Source organism: Sporosarcina limicola, assembly GCF_014873855.1.
Lineage (GTDB): Bacteria > Bacillota > Bacilli > Bacillales_A > Planococcaceae > Sporosarcina > Sporosarcina limicola.
Genome location: NZ_JADBEL010000001.1, coordinates 299,848 through 315,332 on the forward strand (window position 1 = coordinate 299,848; position 15,485 = coordinate 315,332).

Annotated in this window: 17 protein-coding genes; 6 read left to right on the forward strand and 11 right to left on the reverse strand. The window is 40.2% G+C overall.

The features are described from left to right. Nucleotides 1–26 precede the first annotated feature (26 nt). The 4 genes from H4683_RS01525 to desA form a co-directional block, all read right to left on the reverse strand. Nucleotides 27–908: a D-alanyl-D-alanine carboxypeptidase family protein gene (locus tag H4683_RS01525; RefSeq protein ID WP_192597049.1), complete on the reverse strand. Its 882-nt coding sequence runs from the start codon at nucleotides 906–908 to the stop codon at nucleotides 27–29. 866 nt (nucleotides 909–1,774) lie between these two features. Next, nucleotides 1,775–2,386 (reverse strand): response regulator transcription factor, encoded by a 612-nt coding sequence (locus H4683_RS01530; protein ID WP_192597050.1) that lies wholly within the window; start codon nucleotides 2,384–2,386, stop codon nucleotides 1,775–1,777. 1 nt (nucleotide 2,387) lies between these two features. Then, complete coding sequence (locus H4683_RS01535; protein WP_192597172.1) at nucleotides 2,388–3,518, reverse strand: sensor histidine kinase; 1,131 nt, start codon at nucleotides 3,516–3,518, stop codon at nucleotides 2,388–2,390. A gap of 98 nt (nucleotides 3,519–3,616) precedes the next feature. Continuing rightward, a complete protein-coding gene (gene desA / locus H4683_RS01540; RefSeq protein ID WP_192597051.1) occupies nucleotides 3,617–4,669 on the reverse strand; it encodes a Delta(5) desaturase DesA in 1,053 nt (350 codons plus the stop codon). A gap of 263 nt (nucleotides 4,670–4,932) precedes the next feature. Between desA and H4683_RS01545 the strand changes: the two genes are divergently transcribed. Both H4683_RS01545 and H4683_RS01550 read left to right on the forward strand, forming a co-directional pair. Then, a complete protein-coding gene (locus H4683_RS01545; protein ID WP_192597052.1) occupies nucleotides 4,933–5,217 on the forward strand; it encodes a type II toxin-antitoxin system Phd/YefM family antitoxin in 285 nt (94 codons plus the stop codon). After that, nucleotides 5,214–5,615 (forward strand): type II toxin-antitoxin system RelE family toxin, encoded by a 402-nt coding sequence (locus tag H4683_RS01550; protein ID WP_192597053.1) that lies wholly within the window; start codon nucleotides 5,214–5,216, stop codon nucleotides 5,613–5,615. Before H4683_RS01545 ends, H4683_RS01550 begins: the two co-directional genes overlap by 4 nt. Nucleotides 5,616–5,820: 205 nt before the next feature. Here H4683_RS01550 and fabG read toward each other — a convergent pair whose 3' ends face one another. Further along, on the reverse strand, nucleotides 5,821–6,561 hold the full coding sequence (gene fabG, locus H4683_RS01555; RefSeq protein WP_192597054.1) for a 3-oxoacyl-ACP reductase FabG: 741 nt from the start codon (nucleotides 6,559–6,561) through the stop codon (nucleotides 5,821–5,823). A 294-nt stretch (nucleotides 6,562–6,855) separates the two neighbouring features. Here fabG and H4683_RS01560 point away from each other — a divergent pair, with 294 nt between their 5' ends. Continuing rightward, nucleotides 6,856–7,239: a putative periplasmic lipoprotein gene (locus H4683_RS01560; RefSeq protein WP_192597055.1), complete on the forward strand. Its 384-nt coding sequence runs from the start codon at nucleotides 6,856–6,858 to the stop codon at nucleotides 7,237–7,239. A 327-nt stretch (nucleotides 7,240–7,566) separates the two neighbouring features. On the opposite strand, the gene H4683_RS01565 is transcribed toward H4683_RS01560, so the two are convergent. The 4 genes from H4683_RS01565 to H4683_RS01580 form a co-directional block, all read right to left on the reverse strand. Then, nucleotides 7,567–8,373 (reverse strand): serine hydrolase, encoded by an 807-nt coding sequence (locus tag H4683_RS01565; protein ID WP_192597056.1) that lies wholly within the window; start codon nucleotides 8,371–8,373, stop codon nucleotides 7,567–7,569. A 419-nt stretch (nucleotides 8,374–8,792) separates the two neighbouring features. Further along, nucleotides 8,793–9,125: a bacillithiol system redox-active protein YtxJ gene (gene ytxJ / locus H4683_RS01570; RefSeq protein ID WP_225941808.1), complete on the reverse strand. Its 333-nt coding sequence runs from the start codon at nucleotides 9,123–9,125 to the stop codon at nucleotides 8,793–8,795. Nucleotides 9,126–9,146: 21 nt separating this feature from the next. Then, nucleotides 9,147–10,754 (reverse strand): aminotransferase class V-fold PLP-dependent enzyme, encoded by a 1,608-nt coding sequence (locus H4683_RS01575; protein WP_192597058.1) that lies wholly within the window; start codon nucleotides 10,752–10,754, stop codon nucleotides 9,147–9,149. Beyond that, entirely contained in the window at nucleotides 10,754–11,332 is a 579-nt protein-coding gene (locus H4683_RS01580; RefSeq protein ID WP_192597059.1) for a glycerol-3-phosphate acyltransferase, read from the reverse strand. Before H4683_RS01580 ends, H4683_RS01575 begins: the two co-directional genes overlap by 1 nt. Nucleotides 11,333–11,510: 178 nt before the next feature. Between H4683_RS01580 and H4683_RS01585 the strand changes: the two genes are divergently transcribed. Further along, nucleotides 11,511–12,140: a phosphatase PAP2 family protein gene (locus H4683_RS01585; RefSeq protein ID WP_192597060.1), complete on the forward strand. Its 630-nt coding sequence runs from the start codon at nucleotides 11,511–11,513 to the stop codon at nucleotides 12,138–12,140. 133 nt (nucleotides 12,141–12,273) lie between these two features. Here H4683_RS01585 and H4683_RS01590 read toward each other — a convergent pair whose 3' ends face one another. Beyond that, nucleotides 12,274–12,756: a hypothetical protein gene (locus H4683_RS01590; protein ID WP_192597061.1), complete on the reverse strand. Its 483-nt coding sequence runs from the start codon at nucleotides 12,754–12,756 to the stop codon at nucleotides 12,274–12,276. Between the two features lie 122 nt (nucleotides 12,757–12,878). On the opposite strand from H4683_RS01590, the gene H4683_RS01595 reads away from it, so the two are divergent. Beyond that, on the forward strand, nucleotides 12,879–13,208 hold the full coding sequence (locus H4683_RS01595) for an MGMT family protein (protein WP_192597062.1): 330 nt from the start codon (nucleotides 12,879–12,881) through the stop codon (nucleotides 13,206–13,208). Nucleotides 13,209–13,479: 271 nt separating this feature from the next. After that, entirely contained in the window at nucleotides 13,480–13,863 is a 384-nt protein-coding gene (gene mscL / locus H4683_RS01600; RefSeq protein ID WP_192597063.1) for a large conductance mechanosensitive channel protein MscL, read from the forward strand. A gap of 236 nt (nucleotides 13,864–14,099) precedes the next feature. Here mscL and H4683_RS01605 read toward each other — a convergent pair whose 3' ends face one another. Continuing rightward, nucleotides 14,100–15,083 (reverse strand): nuclease-related domain-containing protein, encoded by a 984-nt coding sequence (locus H4683_RS01605; RefSeq protein ID WP_192597064.1) that lies wholly within the window; start codon nucleotides 15,081–15,083, stop codon nucleotides 14,100–14,102. Nucleotides 15,084–15,485: the final 402 nt, after the last annotated feature.

Consider the following 15,485-nt stretch of genomic DNA (forward strand, 5'->3'; position numbering starts at 1 on the left):
CTTTTTATATTCTTAGCGTACAAGTATTAGTTGAAACGTTCAATTAGTTCGCGGGTCAGATCGAATCGTGAGTTAATCGTATCCTCCCCCTCTACTTCGACGCCGATGACGACCGTTATGTTGCGTCTTCCGTCAAAAATCCCTGTACCTGCAAAGCAGGATCCGGCTTCGTCGGTGAATCCAGTCTTCAATCCGTCGATTCCAAGCATCGCTTGTGGCATACCCGCCAACATGAGGTTTGTGCTCCAAAGTGTGATGCCTTCACTTGTTTGGAAACTCGTCATTTTGGTGAATTCGAGCACTTCGGGATATTTACCAATCAATTTTTGGGCAATGACTGCGACATCCTGGGCAGAAGAAAGATTTGTTTGCTCTTTTCCTTGTCCGACGTAGTTACCATCAAGACCACTTGCATTGAAATAGGTCGTCTCTTTCATGCCAAATTTTACCGCCTGGTCATTCATTAATTCTACAAAAGATTCTTCCGTTCCGCCAACCATTTCGGCAAGCGCGATTGCTGCATCGTTTGCGGAGGCAACGGTCATTGCTGTGAATAGTTCTTTTACGGTGTAGGTATTTCCGGGCTTCATCCCTAGTTTAACGATTGCAGTGGACCCGAAAAGTCGTTGTACATGTTCGCTTGGTTCATAGGTGCTTTCCCATGTCAACGAGTTACTTTTAATGGCATCTAGTACAAGATACTGCGTCATTAACTTTGACATACTTGCGATTGGTAACGGTGTTTCGCTATTTTTTTGGTAGATGACTTTTCCTGTATCCGCATCCATAAGGAGCATAGCTTTCGCATTGACGTTCAAATCGATAGGTTCGGTATTTGATTTTTTGTCTTTCAGTATGATGGCAATACCTAGCACGCAAGCAAGTAGGATGACTATCATTTTCTTCATTAAATTCACGCCTTTTCAGTTATGGGAGTCTGTTCATCCTAATCATGCATGATAAGTATTAAGTATAACAAATCTGAAGAGATTCTTAAGGTTTAGTTTGTGGAAAGAAATAACCCCTCTGAGTTGGAAGGGTTATTTCTTTCATTATTGAATGAAGTTGATGAAGGATTCCACTTTTCCACCTCAATCGAATAACCTGAAAATAATTCAAGCTAGAAATCTTCCGTGCCGACCGCACACACGACAACCGGCTTTTTCGAATACTATAGGATAATGATTCGATGATGGGGGGCGTTTGAAGGTTGGGACAATGGGCCACAGCGGTTCGAGGAGGCGTTCCCACAGTCGATGGGCAATCATTTCGACGGTTCCATTGCCGGCACCTGTTTACGGGAGATGGACGGACTATCAAACTTTATAGAACGACTAAAAACTCCACCAAACGGCGGAGTTTTTCGGGTTATTATTTCATCCCTACGTCCCAATGGTCCTGGAATAATTAGTGATCGAGCCAAGCCTTAAATAATTCACACCAGCTTAGAATACAATCAGCCTAGAGGCTTATTCATTAGTCGTCACCGCCAAGTACCGCGTGGGTTTAGCCATCAAAATGTGCAAAAGTTGGCTAACACATTACAAATCGATTCTTACGGGCACTATTACACCAAGAGACATCTACTCAAGTTAGCCCTTCGATAACATGGTATCCAGCTTCATTTGGAGTCACAGCATCACTAATCAAGTGAATTTATTACCACTTCTACTCACGTACAAATTACTTTCTAGTACACCAAAAAAAGTTATGGGGGTGTCATACACTGTCTGTTGGCAAGAATAAGACCAACGAATCCGCCGGCTATTACACACTATTTGAACCAACCTTTTTCCTTGAACCGAGAAATCGCTTCAATCCGGTTGCCGACGCCTAGTTTTTCAAGAATCGCAGAGATGTAATTACGCACTGTTCCCGGCGTCAAATACAATTCACCCGCAATCTCCTTCGTCGTTTTTCCGTTTGCGATGAGACCAAGCACTTGGCTTTCGCGCTCCGTCAGCGGACTTTCCGTTTCATCGTTGTCACCATAAGCAATATCAACGAGTTCCGGCGCGTAAATTCTTCGTCCATCCATAATGGTTCGAATTGAACTGACCAGATCCTCAATCGGACTATCTTTCAATAAATACCCGCGTACACCCGCTTTCCGAGCACGTTCAAAGTAGCCAGTACGCGCAAATGTCGTCAAGATGATGATTTTGCAGTCGTTCCCCTGCAACTCCTCTGCGGCATCCAACCCCGTCTTCACCGGCATTTCAATGTCCATGATGCATACATCGGGTTGGTGCTCTTTCACTAACCCGACAGCCTCTTCGCCATTTTTAGCCTTTCCAACGACTTCCATGTCATCTTCCAAATTCAATAACGAACCAAGTGCGCCGAGCATCATTCCTTGGTCTTCCGCTATGACAATACGTATCATTTCAATCACTCTCCATAATATGTGTTATGACAGCCGGGACACGGATAGCTAATTTCGTACCCTTGCCACCTTCGACCCGAAGACTACCGTTCACGAACTCAAGCCGCTCACGCATTCCCCTCAAACCGTTCCCTGGCGACGATTCTCCACCTCTTGTGATACCGATGCCGTCATCCTCTATAGTAATAACAAATTCGTTTGGCAATTGTTCAAATGAAATACGGCAAGACGTCCCATAACTATGTTTCACGACATTCGTCACTGCTTCTTTCAGGCACATACTTAAGACGTTTTCCACGATTGTCGGGATATTTGTAAACGCCGGATCTCCTTCAATCGTAAAATTCATTTCAGCCGCCTTCAAAATTTGCTGGATACGTAGCATTTCATCTTCCAACTTCGTCGCTCGCATATTCGAAACAAGTTCCCGCACTTCCTTCAATGCCGTGCTCGCCGTTTGCCGAATATCATGCAATTCCTTCACCGCAGCTGCCGGATCACGTGACACAAGTTTCCCCGCCAAATCACTTTTCAAGCCAATCAAAGATAACTTCTGACCCAGTGTATCGTGCAAATCACGTGCAATTCGCTGCCGTTCCTCAAAGATAATCAGTTCCGAAATCCGCTCTTTCGCATTTTCTAACTGACCTTCTAATTTCTCTCGCTTGTTCCGGTTATACAGATTGAATGGGAGGAGCACCACACCAATCACCGTGATGAGTATGAAGTGGACTTGCGCAAGGAATAGGTCAATTTCGATGAAAAAACCCGCCACAATCGCACCAATTGTAAACGCTATATGCAGACCGTACATGATGAAAAAACCAACTGAGTTACGGATATTACCGATAAAAAACGCAGTGAATAAGGACAAGTAAACGTAGCCGAACAATAAAGTCATGACGACATTAATGACCATCTCGAAACTAAGCCACATATAAACAAGTCCACTTTTCGATTTGAAAGAAAACATATATGAAAGGAAAAATAAAAACAATATGAAAATCCCTACACTAATCTGAATCGACGACGATGACCTGAATATGAAAAAGAACGGTAGAAGACAAAATATAACCCACGCATAGATACTAAGCCATGGACTTTTTGGAAATATGCTATACCAGCTTTGCATTTTTTTCATTCACCGCCCCATCTGTTATAACTTCATTGTAACAAATTCCTCAGATAATAAAACAACCATCTCAGTGAATGAGACGGTTGTTTTCACTATTACTTATTTTCAAAACCCGTTCGTTTCGGTTTCAAATCGATTTTCGACCTTCCACTCGCTAAAATGTTTTTGATTTCCTTGAATGCCACGAACTTTTTTCGTTCTGGATCATACAGACGGTAGCTGAACGATTCCAAACTTGTTTTGATGTTGATTGTTGTCGCTTGTTGCAAAGGTGGAGTAGAATCATGCGCTACTTCCAAGTTGTAATTTGGTACACGTGGTGCTAGGTGATGCACATGGTGGAAGCCGATATTACCTGTCGCCCACTGCAATACACGTGGTAATTTATAATATGAACTGCCATCAATAGCTGCTTTGACATAATCCCATTCAGATTCCTCTTCGAAATAAGAATCCTCAAATGTATGCTGAATATAGAACAACCAAATGCCAAGCGCACCTGCGATGAACATGATTGAACCTTGCACGATAAGGAACGCCTGCCAGCCTGTCAGCAAGATAATTCCTGTGTAAAGCGCAATAAGCGCTACATTCGTTAAATACGTATTGTACCGTTCTTTCTTCCGCGCATCTTTACGGTTGAATCGGCTTGAAATAAGTACAAGATAAAGTGGGCCAAATCCAAACATGACCAGTGGATTACGGTACACGCGATAAGAGAATCGTTCCCATTTCGACGCTGCAAGATACTCATCAATCGTCATTACCCAAATATCACCTACGCCGCGCTTGTCGAGATTAGAACTTGTTGCATGGTGAATCGAATGCTCGCGCTTCCATTTTTCATAGGCAAACAATGTGAGTACGCCGGTAATTGTACCCACGATGTCATTCGCTTTTTTATTTTTAAAATAGGAACCGTGCGTACAATCGTGAAATATGATAAACGTTCGGATGACAAACCCAGAAGCCACAACAGCGATTGCGAGCGTCAACCAGATTGACACGGGCAAACTTTTATACGCTAAAAACCATAATATGAAAAATGGTGGGATTGTATTGATCATTTGCATAATACTTTTCTTTTTATCCGACTTTGCATAGGGTGCAACATTCTTGTGCAACTGCTTTGTTTTTTCTTTACTCATTGTGATCCTCCCTCAAATAGGTGATTTATTCGTTCAAACCTTAACTTAACTTCTATGATAAAGTGTTTTCACGCATCACAAAAGACATAAATGTCATGACTTTCAACATGACATCTGTCATTTATTGTGAAATTTTTCACAAATCGTGTGAAAACTTCCATGTACAAATCACCAATTACGTATTACAATACGTAATATAACCCGTATAATGAGTTAGAATAAAGCATATAGTAAAGGGAGGTCCAATGAAGGTGGGTATTATAATGAAGAAACCGACATTTAACACAGATCAGCTTGTTTCTGCTTCCACTGCTGCCAAAACATTTGGCGCGGTAAGAAAAAAAGCGAAAATACTTCCCCAGTTCATTACGGATAATGGCGAAGTCGATACAGTCGTGATGGAATACAGATATTTCGAAGAGATGTATGCGCGCCTACAAGAGTTAGAAGATAACGAGGAGGAGCGGGTTCTCCAGGAGAGAATTGAGCGTTTGGAGGAAAATCCTTCTGTCGCTATTCCGTGGAAATCTGTCCGACGTACTGAATGACTCCTCCTAAATTTGATGTCCGACTCGATCCCGACGCGCTAAAGGAATACGAGAAACTAGATGGTTCTGTTATTCAAATGGTCAATAAATCAATAGACGAACTTGAATATAGGGCCCATGAAGTTGGAAAAGTATTAGAGAACAAAAGAAATGTAAAACTTCACGGATGCAAAGAAATCAAGTTGCAAAGTTCTGGTATTAGGATTATCTTCAGAATCACTGATGAGATTGTCGAAGTCTTGAGAGTTGTATATGTCTTGGCAGTTGAACGTAGAAGTGATGACTTTGTTTTCAAAGTTGCGTCTAAACGATTTAAACGTTTTCATCACACTAAAGAGTTTTCAAAAACGTTGAGTGACTTAAAAAAATGGCGTCATCCACAAAAGGATCCGGATTGATTTTCCAGATTCTTTTTTCTATTCGGGCCCCCACCAAAACTGTCATGCCAATCCTACTCAAACAAGAAGGACTGTCCCCAAATTCACGGGTTCAGTCTTTCTTGTCCACAGTGGGATGAATACAATCCGTCGCTATCCACATGTGTACAGTCCGTTTTTCATCCCATCTAAACGATTTGTGGATAACCTTATTTTCAACAATTTATCACTTCAACATGCCGCCATCTACTTCTAAAACAGTTCCATTCACGAAATCGGATTCGTCAGAAGCGAGAAATAAATAGGCGTTTGCAATGTCTTCGGGTTTTCCGAATCTTGGATATGGTGTCATCAGCTGAAGTTGACCTAGGACTTTCTCCGGAATTGTGCCAATCATCTCCGTTTCGATGAAACCCGGTGCGACTGCGTTCACATTAATGCCTCTGCGACCGAATTCTTTCGCCCATGTCCTCGTCATCCCAATAACGCCCGCTTTTGAAGCTGCATAATTCGTTTGACCGACGTTACCACCCGTTCCAGCAATCGATGATGTGTTAATAATTTTCCCTTTTCCTTGCGCAAGCATTGCTGGCAGGAAAGCTTGTGTACAATTAAATACGCCTGTCAAATTCACGTCAATCACTCGTTTGAAATCCATGATGTCCATTTTCAACATCATAGCATCCTTCGTAATACCGGCGTTGTTGATAAGTATGTCCACTTTACCAAACCGCACAATGACTTTTTCCGCCATCTCTTTGACGTTGTTTATATCTGCAACATCTGCTTTGAAAAAGGCGACATCCACCCCTTCAGTTCGAAGTTGTTCCGCTGTCACCTCTCCTGCTTCTTCATTAAAATCCACAATCGCAACTTGCGCACCATGTTTACCAAAAAGCGCGGCGGCGACAGCTCCGATCCCATTTGCACCGCCCGTAATGACGGCCGTTTTCCCTTGTAAACGCAATTTACTCCCCTTCTTTCCTATTTTTCTATAATTCTTATTTTATCATAATTAAAAAAACAAGCACCTCCGTGAATTTTTATTAAAAGTCAATAGTTAAAGTGAAAGTCTATAGATAACAACATTGCTATAGAATGTGCAACATTATAATGAATAAAATCAAAACTGAACTAAAGATTATATTTACGTATAAAATTTAGTGATATGATCTTTGTGAAAAAGAATAGCTATTTGCCTCCATTATCGTTATAATATTACAACAATTGGATGTTTTATAAAATTAGTGGGGTGATGATGTTGAAAAGATATTTATATACTGGGGTTTTACTTGGAACTATCATTTTAGCAGGGTGTAGTGCAAATGAGGAAACTGAAGAACAGGTAAATAAAGAAACGACGGAAGGTTTGACTGATGGACAAACAGTAGAAGTTGAGGCTTTATCTGATACCGATAAAAGAGAAGTAGTGGTGTCAGTAACTCCTTTAGATTTAACTCAAGAACAAAAAGAAGACTATCACAAGCAATATTTTGAGATTGTAGAAGACCTAAAAGCTGAATATCAATTCTCGGATATGACTCTTGTACCTTTAGACGAGTTTCTTAAGGTAGATTGGGTTGAACCAGAAGAATTTAAAGGGAAATTAGTTGATATTTTGGAAAAAGGGTGCATTTCATGCTAATTAAAGAACATAAATAAAAAAGCTTGTTCAACTAACGGATGCGCGTGACAAGTTCTGTTATAAACGCTTCTCGGCGTGAAAATACAGGTAATTTTTAAAAAAATTCCAACTTTACAACGGAGGATAGGAATGACCCCCTCTGTTAGGATAGAAGTCGTACAAAGTCTTATGCGCCATGAGAAAAGTGAAACTACAAGGATATACGCTCAATTAAGGAGAAGGTTAAGGAGAAGGTTAAGGAAAGAGTATTATCAGAAGTACTTTTAAATGTAAAAGGAGCAACGTCTAAAAAGACGTTGCTCTACTTGACTAAAGCACCCCGTTAGTTTAATAAGCACTATATGAATTAGATAGACTTTTATTTTCTAGCTCAACTTCCTGATTGCAATACTCATCATAAAGTAATTTCATTGCATCAATAATTATTTCATCTGCTAATTTCTCTTTATATCGATTTGGTAGCCCCTTTGCACCCAAAACAAATAATAGTGGTTTTTTGGAAAACTCCCCCATTACACCAATGTCAACTACTACATTATCTAATCCACCAGTCATATGATTTAAGAAATGGCTTGGTATACCTTCTATATCACCTCGTTGCCTAACTAAACCATTAATAACTGGAATCCATAAATCAGGATTAGTTTTGTATCCATGATGTATTAATCGTAAAAGTTCCAGCATCTCACTCAATTCTCCGTTGTTATCCAAGTCTCTTGGATTTTGAGTAATATTTATGTTTTTAAAATATGATTTTATTTTATTGTTAATCATTTCCCATCCACCACAAAATTGAACAATTCTATCTGCAACAAAGCTATCGTGACAGGCTATCATCACTTCTACCGCATCTTGGAGTGCCAAATTTTCTCTACTTTGAAAGTGAGGATACAATTCGTTACTATCCTCTTCTGGATTTAAAATTATATTTTCAATAATGTCAGTCCATTTATAGTGTCTTTCTTCAACTAATTTTGCTATACAAAAGGCAATTGCAACTTTTGCCGCAGAAGCAAGAGGCATTAATAAACCTTTATTTAATGATAAAAGTATATCCTGTTTTACTTGAGAATATATAATAATTCCCACTTCACCTGACTCTAATTCCTTTAGTTTTTCAAGAACTTTCTCCATTTTCGAACCCACTTTCCACTATTTTTTATTTACTTATTCTCACTGTGAACTTGTCCTTGTTCAACTAAACTGCTACGTTATATAAGTTGAATTTAAGTTTTACCCTTTTGTTGAATCTACATATGCTTGTTTGACGCGTTTGTTTCGACTATTCAAGTATAAATGGGCCGTTGATCTTTCGTTCAACTTATATAGTTGAATAATGAACAAGAAGTATTTTATTTTGTTATTATACACCAATCACCCCATGAATTTTATAAATATTATCTGTATTCAGAATAAAAACTGAACTAAAATATAATCTTTAGTTCAGTTTTTATTTTATTCATTATAATGTTGCGCATTCTATAGCAATGTTGTTGTCTACAGACTTTAACTATTGACTTTTAATAAAATTTAAATGGAATGCCTGCTTTGATTCAACAGAAATCTTCTACCGCGTTTTTAATTTTACCTTTGTTAATTTCATAATGCGTAGCCTGCCAGATCGCTTTTCCATCTTTCAACAGAAATAATTGTGGCGATTGGTGTTGAATGCCGAGGTCGTCCTCGATTTCATTGGAAACGGAACGACTATCCTGCACGATTAAGTAGTTTTTCTCTAAATCTGTTTCGAATGCTTTGAATTCCCGATAGGCCGACGCACTAATTGGGCATGTCGCACTATGTTTCAAAACGAATACCGGTTGCTCTCTCGACTGCTCCAACACGTCGCGCCATTCATTGACTACCCGAATTTCTTTCACGTCCATCATCTCCCTTGTTTATTTACTTCAATACCCCTGAGAGCTATTCGTAAACACCTGCCTGTTTGCAGTAACTAATCGACGCAATACATCAAGCATGCGATTGAGTTCCTTTTCCGGCACGTCGTTCATGCAGGCAATTTGGAGCCAGTTCCTTTCCCGCAAATAAGCACTTTCATAATGAACGGTGAAATTATTCAAAAATAGGTTATCACCTAGTTGCATCGCGGAAAGTCCTCCTGGCATTAGAAGCGTCAATATAGCAGGCGTTGCGGATTCTTCTGGTATAAGAATTTTAATGCCCATACTTTCTACTACACTTCTTACTTTATGCGCGCGCACTTCGATAGCTTTGAACACTTCGCCTGGATGATCATATTTCAACAAAGCCACGTCGAGAGCAGAAACCAAGTTAGACGATTGGGAGTAAGGGATTCCACCCGCCTCCATATAAGCGCCTAAGTCAAGATAACGTGGCAAACGGTCACTTTGCGTTACAATTTCGTTGTGGAATACGAATGAAAGTCCTGTATAACTGGCGAGTCCCTTACCGCTGACACCTGATGCGAACTTAACACCCGCAAGATCGGTTGGCACCGTTCCTATTGCACTCACACAATCGAGAGCAAGTGAAATTCCGTGTTCTGAACATACCTTTTTCAGCAAATCAATATCGTTAAGCACACCTGTTGATGTCTCACTATGGACAGTCCATAACCAAGTGTAGTGGTCGGTCTGAACGGCTTCAATGATGCTCTTTTCATCAAAGATACCGCCCCATTCCGTTTCAATCACATCGAATTTCATACCGAAGCGCTTTGCATGATCCGTAAGTCTTAATCCGAACTCTCCATTCACAAGAATAAGACCTTTTCCTTCTATTAAACTTAACTGCGCAGCAACAACATCGTTCGCAAGCGTTCCAGTCCCTTGTAGAAGTTGAACATGTTTTGAACCAGTCAATGCGGTCAATTTGTTTTTCACGCGTTCCATTTTACTTTCAAATTCAACTGAACGATGCGAGAACGGTTCTCCCATCATCGCTGTCCGTACCTCATTGGAAATCGTCGTCGGTCCTGGTAGGAGATTGACGTAGGGTTTCGATAATCTTCCCGCAATCCCAGCTTCGAACGTCTCCTTGGTTAGATACATCGGTTGGAACGTAGCTTCCTCAGTTCCCGTCAAGTGAGCGAATGGTAAAAATCCAAATTGCCCATATAATTTTTGTTCCCGCGTTGTACCTGAAATAAGCGCAGCATCATAGCCCACTTTCAGGCAATAACGCACAAGTGCCTGCATCAATCCGAGAAACGTTCGGCCATTCCGATACTTAGGATCAATTGCTAGGAGTCTGACTTCAACAGGGCTTGTTATTTGAATTGGCAAATGATTTTCCACTTCCCCAATTTTCCCGTCGAGCGAAAAAGGCCGTTCGCCTCTTAATGCACACATTCCAACGACATGCTCCCCTTTCAAGCAGATGATATATGTATTTTCATCATGGAACTTATCAACGATTTTTTGCTGTTCGTTCCGTTCATGTTGTGGAATCTCCTCGGCAAACGTCCGATAATTTAATTCGTGAATCTGCTCGAATTCGGAAGGTGTTTCTGCTATTTTATAGATAAAACTCATTAAACCCCTCCCCTTTCTTTCATAAATTTCTCTTTCAAATCATCTTTATGGGCAAGGAGGACTAGACTCGACAAGAAGCATGTTGCGATAAATACCTGAAGCCCAAGCGAAAGTGAAAGAACGATAACTGGCACCACTACAATCGCACTCAGCCCGGCAACTGTGAAACTTCTTATAAATGCATAAAGAAGTAGGAAAATCCCGACAAATACAGCGAACGTAGGCAGATTGAATGCCAGCAAGCCCCCTATGAACGCCGATATCCCCTGCCCACCACGAAACTTGAAGAATACAGGATAGATATGCCCTAACAGGACAGCTATAAGAGCAAGGATTTCGATTGTCATTCCAAATCCGAGCCACTTTGTAGCTAATACCGCCAGTGCACCTTTTATAGCGTCTCCAAAAAACGTCGCAACGAAGGCTTTCTTGCCAAAAACGCGTCCCACATTTCGTGCACCGGGATTGCCGCTGCCTTCTGAATGAATTTCTTTCTTATAAAAAAGATTGCTGATGATAGTGGCGGTCAGGATGTTCCCAAGCAAATACGATCCTAATAATAGATATAATAGCGTCATAATCGGTCCTTTTTGGAAAATGATATGTTCCTTCTAGTTTAGCATCTTTATGGAAAAATGATAATGAATTTTCAATCTTTCTATATAGGTGTTTTCTACTTTATTTTAGGGAAGTACTGTACAATGTTTGAAAATGAAAGGTGTGTAACCTCTGCGCGAACTTTCACTACGTCTGTTGTTGGCTTTTATCCTCTGTATCGGTCTCGGTGTTCTATTTGGTTATATAGTAACTGGTATCAGCAACGAAACGATTTTAAACTTTGACAATACAATCATCACGTTTGTACAAGGATTGGAAACGCCTTGGCTAACCGTTATTATGAAAGGGTTCACTTGGGTTGGTTCCGGTTACGTCGTTGCACCGATTGCTTTGATCACGATTTGTGTTCTCTACTTTATGTTGCATTATCGACATCAAGCATTTCTCTTCGTAGCTGTTATCGGTGGGACAGCCGTGTTGAATGGCCTTTTAAAAATATATTTCAAACGGGAACGCCCTGAAATTCACCGAATTATGGAGGCAAGTGGGTTCAGTTTTCCGAGCGGTCATACGATGATGGCGTTCAGTTTATATGCGATTATTGCTTATATCGCTTGGCGCAATGTGAAGACTGCTTTAAGCCATATTCTTCTTTTTCTATTTTCCGCCTTCATGGTCATTATGATTGGGACAAGTCGGATTTATGTCGGTGTTCATTACCCAAGCGACGTTTTGGGTGGAGTTGCCGCGAGTGCTCTTTGGGTGATTGTCGCAATTTCAGTTTATACATGGTATCAAGAGCGGTGGGAGAAGAAATTCACTTCGTAAGCGCTTCATTGAATGAATTTGGTGGTTATCACCGCCTTGCGGCTCGTTTAAGGTTAATCAAAATACAGCTTGCCATTCCATTCATTTCCGGGGAAATACTCCTGCAAATAGACCTGTATATTTGGTTTTGTCATCAATATTTTTCCGCTTCGACTTCCAAGAGTATTCGTGGTGTGAATCCTCCTAGTTCGACGTATTCTGTACGACCATCGACTTTTACAATGAAAATATCGCAATTCTTCGTTGGTGAAATCATGTCGATTACTTCGTTTTTATTCGCATAGAATTCTGTCAAGTATTGCTCAGATTCGAATGGAATAGTTCCGAAAGAAGTAGGAGTAGGTGAATCCAGCTCTTTCATCTCCATTTCGGGTTCGTTCTGATCGTGAATTTTTTGCAATAAGTCTATCACTTCACCAAATCCGATAAACAGCGCCCCAACAATAACTGGTGTGAATAGGATGGTGATGTTCAGCACAGGCATTATTCCTTCGAACTCCGGCGATACTTCGCTTATGATAATAATGGTTCTAACAGTTCCTCCAAAAATGATGATAAGTCCAATAATTTTCAAAATAAAACCCATTAAGCTACGTCGTTCAAATAATTTTTTCATGATAATTAACCCCCATTCCGATTTTATACCTTGCCCCATACTATAACTATACGAAATTGGATTGGAATTGGTTGCATCCGTACATTTGCTATAATGAAATAAGCATTGGGAGGTTATTTTATATGACTGATTTTACTAAGCGAGTGCTTCAAATTATCCAAGGAATTCCACCAGGGAAAGTCATGACATACGGGCAAGTTGCCGCGGTTGCTGGAAGTCCTCGGGGCGCAAGACAAGTTGTGCGGGTTCTTCACTCAATGAGCGCCAAGTATGGGTTACCCTGGCATCGAATCATCAATGTACAAGGCGGCATCTCGGCTCCAGATGAATCTGAAGGGAAAGTAAATTATCAACGAAGTTTGCTGGAAGCGGAGAGCGTTCGGTTTGATACGGCAGGGAAAGTGGATTTGACTGTGTATCGTTGGTTTCCGGAGGATGCAAAGGAGAGTTAGATTCGCAAATGGGTGATATTTTTTAGGACGCTGATTGGTATTCTTTTTCGAAAGTCTGTTTAGCGGATTAGTTGAACGGAAAATTGTTATGCCTATTATAGTTGATGTTTTCTTAGGAAATCTGATAGCATTCCTGATTTGCAGGAAAAAATCTTTGTAAGAAATGGATTTGCGCACTTCTTTTTTCATAAGAAAAGGTTTATAATATTATAGTTGAGGGTATGGGTGTTATGCAATACTATCGCATACGAAAAAGTAGGAGTGAGCATATATGTGGAAAGATTTTAAAGAGTTTGCGTTCCAGGGAAATGTATTTGACCTTGCCGTCGCAGTTGTTATCGGGGCAGCGTTTGGGAAAATTGTTTCATCGCTTGTAGCAAATATAATTACGCCAGTCATCGGCGCCGTTTTTGGAGGGATCGATTTGAGCCACTTAACCGCTCCAATAAATGGTGTAAACATTCCGTTTGGTGAATTCGTCCAATCTATTATTGATTTTCTTATCATCGCGTTTGTCATTTTCATGGTTGTTCGTTTACTATCGAAGTTTAAACAAAAAGAAGAAGTGGTTGAAGAAGCAGCACCAGAAATCAATCCACAAGAAGCACTTCTCACAGAAATTCGTGACTTGCTAAAAGAAGGAAAGTCATTATAATGTTGCATTAAGACAGGACAACCTCAAGACATTTGAGGTTGTCCTGTTTTAATTTAGTCCTTTTCCATTAGAGCCTCATCGCAATTGTAGAAAGCACAATGGGATATCCGTCAAGTCGACGAGGATATCCATCACTTACGCGTACATATCCATCACCTTGTAAAATATATCCACCACTTTTACACATATATCCGTCACATTCACAGATTTATTCACAAAACATGACTTTGGAATCACTACTTTTGAAGTTGAGTATAGAGCTGTGCAATCTCTTGCAAGCGCATTTCATATACTCGCCCCTTGTTTTTTCCTTGAGGTAATGCATTCATTTGTTTCATCAAACGGGTTGTTTTATTTGTATTGGAAAGATGCAGAAATTCTCTACATTCCCTATTCGTCATTGTGCAATTTATTAACATAAAGTATTCAAGAAATGCTTGCAAATGAGCTTCTCTACTCACTTGTTTGCATCCTGCACATACCCATCCTTTAAAGATTGGTTGCATGCCGTGCAAATCACAAACTTCACACCGCACACCAGTTATCAGCTGTGCGGCATCAATATTATACGTTTTACATATGGGAAATGGGTTATATTCTTGGTGAGCGTTTGCAAGATTTTTCGCTACAGACTGAAGTGTGGTTGCATCGAGGGTTGGGGGAGTCGCCTCTATCTTACGTAAATAAACAGGGATTTCAAGTGGAAATAAGATTTTCATATGTCCTCGAATGTTTTCGAATTGTTGCTGTGGCTTGGGGAATACCACTGCGCCACTAATTGGGATGGACAAATGACGTGTGTGAAACCAATCTTCTAAAAGCATCATATTTCTTTCTAGTTGAATAGATGGACATTCAAATGCATCGACTTGTCCATTTTCAAGTGTGCGAACGAGCTGATTTTGTTTCTCCGGAAAGCTTATACGCCCTGCGATATTCTTCATTTCCAGAATAACAGCACCATGCCTCGAAAGAAACAGCGTATCTATTTGAAACAAGCCGGTTGATTTTAAATTCAAGTCATGAAGTATATAGTGTTCATTTTGGAATCGATACTTCTGAAAAACGTTTGTTAGAATTTTTTCACCATTTTCACCGGCACGTACAATACGAAGTCCTCTCTCGACTTCTTTGAGCCTACTATGACTTTCAGGCAACCTTCGTATTAGCGCCTCCAGTCCAATCCGCTTGTAGGACAATGATTTATTTTTGATAATCAATACTCGAACACCTCCTCGGATAATCATAACATGGTAAACACGAACTAACCACAAAGGGTCTGAATATTGAAATTTGAGTACTTTTTTAAAATTAGTGCTAATGAGTTTTTCGTGTCTAAAAAGTATCCGTCACTTACGCGTATATATCCATCACTTTACAGAATATATCCGTCACTTTATAGAATATATCCGTCACTTTTACACATATATCCGTCACTTTCACACCTTTATCAGTAAAATATGACCTTTGACCCATCTCGAAACAGTTCCGCCACAACTTACTACAGCCCAAACCCACACACCATTGCCTGCTCCACTATGAGATGGTACACTAGAAATAGGATTTTGTATAAAGTGAAACTTCAATCAGAGGGGGTCTTCATCCCCCACTGATTGTTAGTT

Bases quoted from the DNA above. Each gene is read 5' to 3' on its own strand.
- H4683_RS01525 (WP_192597049.1), bottom strand. From the start codon at position 908: ATGAAGAAAATGATAGTCATCCTACTTGCTTGCGTGCTAGGTATTGCC.
- H4683_RS01530 (WP_192597050.1), bottom strand. From the start codon at position 2,386: ATGATACGTATTGTCATAGCGGAAGACCAAGGAATGATGCTCGGCGCA.
- H4683_RS01535 (WP_192597172.1), bottom strand. From the start codon at position 3,518: ATGCAAAGCTGGTATAGCATATTTCCAAAAAGTCCATGGCTTAGTATC.
- desA (WP_192597051.1), bottom strand. From the start codon at position 4,669: ATGAGTAAAGAAAAAACAAAGCAGTTGCACAAGAATGTTGCACCCTAT.
- H4683_RS01545 (WP_192597052.1), top strand. From the start codon at position 4,933: ATGAAGAAACCGACATTTAACACAGATCAGCTTGTTTCTGCTTCCACT.
- H4683_RS01550 (WP_192597053.1), top strand. From the start codon at position 5,214: ATGACTCCTCCTAAATTTGATGTCCGACTCGATCCCGACGCGCTAAAG.
- H4683_RS01565 (WP_192597056.1), bottom strand. From the start codon at position 8,373: ATGGAGAAAGTTCTTGAAAAACTAAAGGAATTAGAGTCAGGTGAAGTG.
- ytxJ (WP_225941808.1), bottom strand. From the start codon at position 9,125: ATGGACGTGAAAGAAATTCGGGTAGTCAATGAATGGCGCGACGTGTTG.
- H4683_RS01575 (WP_192597058.1), bottom strand. From the start codon at position 10,754: ATGAGTTTTATCTATAAAATAGCAGAAACACCTTCCGAATTCGAGCAG.
- H4683_RS01580 (WP_192597059.1), bottom strand. From the start codon at position 11,332: ATGACGCTATTATATCTATTATTAGGATCGTATTTGCTTGGGAACATC.
- H4683_RS01590 (WP_192597061.1), bottom strand. From the start codon at position 12,756: ATGAAAAAATTATTTGAACGACGTAGCTTAATGGGTTTTATTTTGAAA.
- H4683_RS01595 (WP_192597062.1), top strand. From the start codon at position 12,879: ATGACTGATTTTACTAAGCGAGTGCTTCAAATTATCCAAGGAATTCCA.
- mscL (WP_192597063.1), top strand. From the start codon at position 13,480: ATGTGGAAAGATTTTAAAGAGTTTGCGTTCCAGGGAAATGTATTTGAC.